The organism is Candidatus Woesearchaeota archaeon (assembly GCA_027858315.1).
Lineage (GTDB): Archaea > Nanobdellota > Nanobdellia > Woesearchaeales > UBA583 > UBA583.
On record JAQICV010000104.1, the window covers coordinates 1 to 2788 of the forward strand.

Sequence of the window (2788 nt, forward strand, 5' to 3'; positions counted from 1 at the left end):
GCAGATGATTAACGAGAAAATCAAGGACAAGATTGATGTTAAGATAACAAACCCAACTGGGAATACGCTAAAGGTTAAAGTTCTTGATACTAACATGGGATGTCATGCTAACTCTTTTGTGATTGGTAGTAGTTATAAATTGTTGTGCAATAAAACAAAAGATGTTTCGACCTATTATATTCAATTACAAGATGGTAATAATAAAATTTATTATGGTGAATACACAGAACCGCCTGAGAGGAAAAAGAAGAGCAATGTTAACTATACAATAGTTATGATAATTGTTGCTGGGGTTGTGGTGCTTATTGCTTACAATAACTATACAAACAAATCAAGAGGAAAGGATAGAACAGCTATTGAGCAATTAGAGGACAATGATAATGACAACTGATAAGGGTGACAAGCCTGAACAAATTGTTTTTATTGAAGAGCCAGTCAAAACTAGCAATGATAAAAAAATTAGCGTGATGTTTTATGTTAGATTATTGCTTTTATATTTATCTCCCCTATTTGTTGTGATGTTGCTTGATGTGTATAATGATGAAACGCTAGGTAAGATAAAAAATGTAGGAATTGTTGCGTATTTTATGATAGGATTGTATTATTCGCAATATTTAGATAACAAGAAAAAGATGTTGAAAAAAAAGTACGGAGTAAAATAATAAAATGATAGGCGAACTCATTGAGAACATTAGGAATTATTTCAAGTATAGAGACAATTTAATACTTGATAAGTATATATTGCAAACATCCACAAAGCTAGAATTAATGAGTCCTGAAATTAAGATAAAAAATTATATAATGACAAAGAAGATTGAGGACTTCATGGATTATAGACCCAGTTATTTTAATAAATTTAGGGCTAAAAGAAATATCTTGTTAGAGCAGTTCTATGAGCTTTTTGGAGATTATCTAATAGAGAATAGCTATTACTCAATAAAGTCTTCGTATGACCTTATAATCAATGATTTCAAGGAAGATATATATTGCAAAGAGGTGATAAGAGATTTTGTTATCATAGAATTTCAAAATAAGCAAGTTCTTGTATATTTTGGAGACTATACACAAATTGATTTGCGAGAAATTGGTGGTTATGTTGTTAAGGAGCATCCAAAGTTTGCTATATTTAAGTTACAGATTTTGGAGACTTATTCGCTCGAAGAATTGCAGATTTATTTTAAGTTGCAGTATAGACAAACAAATACATTACGAGTTATTGATTTGATTATTAAATTGTTTGCAAGACAGACAAAAATAAAGTCAATTGGAAACGAGGAAGAAAAGTTCACTTCTCTGTTTGGGAAGAATAACATTGAGTTATTAAAGCAGTATGATTTTGAAAATTATATTTACTTTAATGATGATTACAAGCTCAATCATAAGGATTTAGTGAACCTAGCAAGTGTAGGAAGTACAGGTAGTGGAAAAACTTACACACTTAACTTATTGTTATTGCAAATACTTTTTGGTGGAAACTTTAGGCGTATAATTTACTTCGATACTCAGAACTCGTTTAATGAGACCATGATGAATAACATTAACCCAATTTATCAAAACAAGTGCAATTATCTGCAAGAGGGATATTTTCAAATTACTGATAAAAACTTTTATTTAAGTGAACTTGATTTTGTAATGAGCGTTAATTTCTTGTTAGAGGTTAAAGGTTATGGTGGGGCTGATGCTAAGGCTAGTGTTGTTCAAGTGGAGTATGATAATCACGAAACATTTAAACAGGCTGTGAGCGAGATTCTAAAGATTGAGAAAGAGAAATTGAGTGTATTTAAAGACCTTAACAAATTAGAGGATTTGGATGCAATTGACAAGTTCATGAAAAAGGTTAAGATTAGGAAGTCAGGGAGTATATTTGATGATTTAGAGACAAGAAAACAATTTTTTGCGATATTTACATTTCAGGACACTTTTTTTTATGAAGTTGCTTGTTATTTGTATTTACAGAAATTTAAGGATATATTGTATAGTAGGGATGATAAATGTACTTATTTGTTTGCCGATGAGACACAAAAATATCTAGGAGGAGCTTTTTTGAAAAAGATTTTACTTGACCTTGTTAAAGAAAAAAGACAATTTGGATTTAGGTTTTTTTATACTGGGCTTAGTTATGCTGATGTTGGAGATTTTATGAAGTTTACTAGGCACAGGATTTTCAATTCGTTTAATGATGTTTATATGAAGAACCAATTAGTATCAACTTCATCGACCCCAATAACTAGTCTAAGGATGCCATTTGAAAAAGTGGTTAGTAATAATGACACGAGCGAGACAAAGAAAGTTGAGTTGAATCTAAACCTTGTTACCAAAACCAAGAACAATAAGCAATTATTGAACGAGGTTAGGGATGAATTGAGCCAAGATGAGATTGATGTTATTGAGCATAAGATTGATGAGAACAAGAAAACTGAATCGTTTAACAAGAAAAAACCAGTTGTTGATGAAGATAACAATGACTGGGTGGAAGTTTAATTTTTTGGTTTCTTGTTGCCTTTATTTTTCAAATCTTCACGCTTTTTTTTAGCAAGAGCGATAGAATAAATTAAATACAAAACGACCCCAGTAAAACCAAGAGCTACGCCTATTAGTTTTAGGGTTGTTTTCATGATTATAAATAGAACTTTACTTTGTAGTTGTGTTGATATTAAAAAAACTGAAATATAAATTAATGTGGCTTTGACTAAGTTGTCTCTAAATTCGTTTTCGTTTTTATTGGTTCTCATTTTTATCACTTTTTGCTACAAATATGCTTAATCTAACCATTAAGGTGTTCATTTCA

At 30.5% G+C, this 2788-nt stretch carries 4 protein-coding genes; 3 read left to right on the forward strand and 1 reads right to left on the reverse strand.

Annotated elements, in window-relative coordinates:
• The 3 genes from PF569_10265 to PF569_10275 form a co-directional block, all read left to right on the forward strand.
• Positions 1-391, forward strand: a 391-nt coding sequence (locus PF569_10265; GenBank protein MDA3856617.1) for a hypothetical protein, incomplete at its 5' end; no start/stop codon positions are given.
• Complete coding sequence (locus tag PF569_10270; protein MDA3856618.1) at positions 381-662, forward strand: hypothetical protein; 282 nt, start codon at positions 381-383, stop codon at positions 660-662. The genes PF569_10265 and PF569_10270, both read left to right, overlap by 11 nt.
• A gap of 106 nt (positions 663-768) precedes the next feature.
• A complete protein-coding gene (locus PF569_10275) occupies positions 769-2481 on the forward strand; it encodes a hypothetical protein (GenBank protein MDA3856619.1) in 1713 nt (570 codons plus the stop codon).
• Here the strand turns inward: PF569_10275 and PF569_10280 are convergent.
• Positions 2478-2732: a hypothetical protein gene (locus PF569_10280; GenBank protein ID MDA3856620.1), complete on the reverse strand. Its 255-nt coding sequence runs from the start codon at positions 2730-2732 to the stop codon at positions 2478-2480. The two genes, PF569_10275 and PF569_10280, sit on opposite strands and share 4 nt — an antisense overlap.
• Between the last annotated feature and the right edge of the window lie 56 nt (positions 2733-2788).

Coding starts and splice junctions, on each gene's coding strand:
- PF569_10270 (MDA3856618.1), top strand. CDS start 381: ATGACAACTGATAAGGGTGACAAGCCTGAACAAATTGTTTTTATTGAA.
- PF569_10275 (MDA3856619.1), top strand. CDS start 769: ATGAGTCCTGAAATTAAGATAAAAAATTATATAATGACAAAGAAGATT.
- PF569_10280 (MDA3856620.1), bottom strand. CDS start 2,732: ATGAGAACCAATAAAAACGAAAACGAATTTAGAGACAACTTAGTCAAA.